This window comes from Nonomuraea lactucae (assembly GCF_003313395.1).
GTDB lineage: Bacteria > Actinomycetota > Actinomycetes > Streptosporangiales > Streptosporangiaceae > Nonomuraea > Nonomuraea lactucae.
In genome coordinates, this window is the sequence record NZ_QNFZ01000522.1 from 1 (window position 1) to 1,521 (window position 1,521).

At 69.0% G+C, this 1,521-nt stretch carries 2 protein-coding genes; one reads left to right on the plus strand and one right to left on the minus strand.

Annotated features, from left to right (window positions below; all coding sequences use genetic code 11):
• Positions 1-488 (minus strand): amidase (locus tag DQW85_RS23225; protein ID WP_205315345.1); only part of this gene is annotated, 488 nt, incomplete at its 3' end.
• Between the two features lie 141 nt (positions 489-629).
• Between DQW85_RS23225 and DQW85_RS23230 the strand changes: the two genes are divergently transcribed.
• Positions 630-1,451, plus strand: a complete 822-nt coding sequence (locus tag DQW85_RS23230; RefSeq protein WP_113702224.1) for a nuclease-related domain-containing protein — start codon at positions 630-632, stop codon at positions 1,449-1,451.
• Positions 1,452-1,521: the final 70 nt, after the last annotated feature.

Consider the following 1,521-nt stretch of genomic DNA (forward strand, 5'->3'; position numbering starts at 1 on the left):
AGCCCGGCCGCCACCGCGGCGGCCGCCCCGCCGCTCGACCCGCCCGCCGACCTTCCGGTGTCCCAGGGCGAGCGGGAGGGCGGGGAGACGTCGGTCTCTGTGTAGCAGGGCAGCCCGAACTCGGGTGTCGCGGTCTTGCCGAGCATGACCGTGCCGGCCTCGCGCAGCCGTTCCACGACCGTGTCGTCCACGGGTGAGACGAACTCCCGGTATGTCGCCGACCCGAACATGATCGGCACGTCCTTCACCAGGTTAAGATCCTTGACAGGGATCGGCACTCCGGCGAGCGGCCCGTCTGGCAGGTCCTTCTCCAGGCGGCGGGCTTGTTCGAGTGCCCTCTCGGCGGTCACGGTCACGTACGCGCCGACATGCGGGTCGATGCGCTCGATCCGATCGAGGTAGTGGTGGGTGAGCTCGACCGGAGAGATCACCCGGTCACGGATGGCCCGCGCCAGCTCGAGCGCCGACAGCTCGTGAAGGTCCTGCACGGTACTTCACACTAGGGATCTCTAGAGAAGAACGTAATAGATACCCGGAAAACGGGCAGCGAACACGGCGGGCTGGGGCCATAAAACTATGGACAGGGCAACACTAGGAATCGACCTGACGCTCGGGCTACGGTGAGTCGCGTGGACTCCGACCACCAGCGAGAAGACGGTCACAGCACCTCACCGATCTGGGTGAGCGACAGACCGGAGGGCGAGCCCCCCGCCAAGCAATCGGCGCCCACCTCCACGTACGCGCCCGTCCTACGGGCGTCCGTGAGCAGCCTGCTGAGGCAGCCGCGCTACCGCCACCTGCGCAACCGCGCGCTGCTGGCGCTGGGGGTGACCCTGGTCGCGGGATTCCTGCTGGGCGACTGGCGCGCGGGCGTGACCGCGGGCGTCGTCGCGGCGATCCTCGACACGGTCTACCGCGCGCGATCCCACTCCAGCGTGCCCGCGTGGCGGCGCTCCTCGGTCGCGGAGCGCCGCACCGAGGCCCAGCTGCGAAAGCTCGAACGCAACGGCTACCGCACGCTCCACGCCAGGGCGATCCCCGGCACCGAGGCCCAGATCGACCATCTGGTGGTCGGCCCGACGGGCGTGTACGCGGTCGACTCCGAGAAGTGGGACAAGCGCCTGCCCGTCCGGGTGCAGATGGGCAAGAAGCTCTTCCACGGCCCGTTCGACAAGAAGGCCCGCCTCGCCGAGGCGAAGATGGAGGCGTCGCACGCCAGCGAGCTGATCAGCAAGGCCTACGGCCGCGACGTGGCGGTCGTGCCCTCGCTGGCCATCTACGGGCCGCCGGTGCCATGGAAGATCATGAGCATCAAGGGCGTCGACGTCTACGAGGGCAGCCGGGCCCGTAAGTGGATCACCAAGCGCGAGCGGGCGCTGACCGACGCCGAGATCCAGCGGCTGTACGAGATCGCCGCCGACGTCCTCCCGGCCCGCTACGGCGAGGACTGACCACCGTAAGGCGTCGAAGGTCAAGTGGCGGGGGCTCCGTCCGTCTCCTCGTCCCTACGTAGCCGGCAAC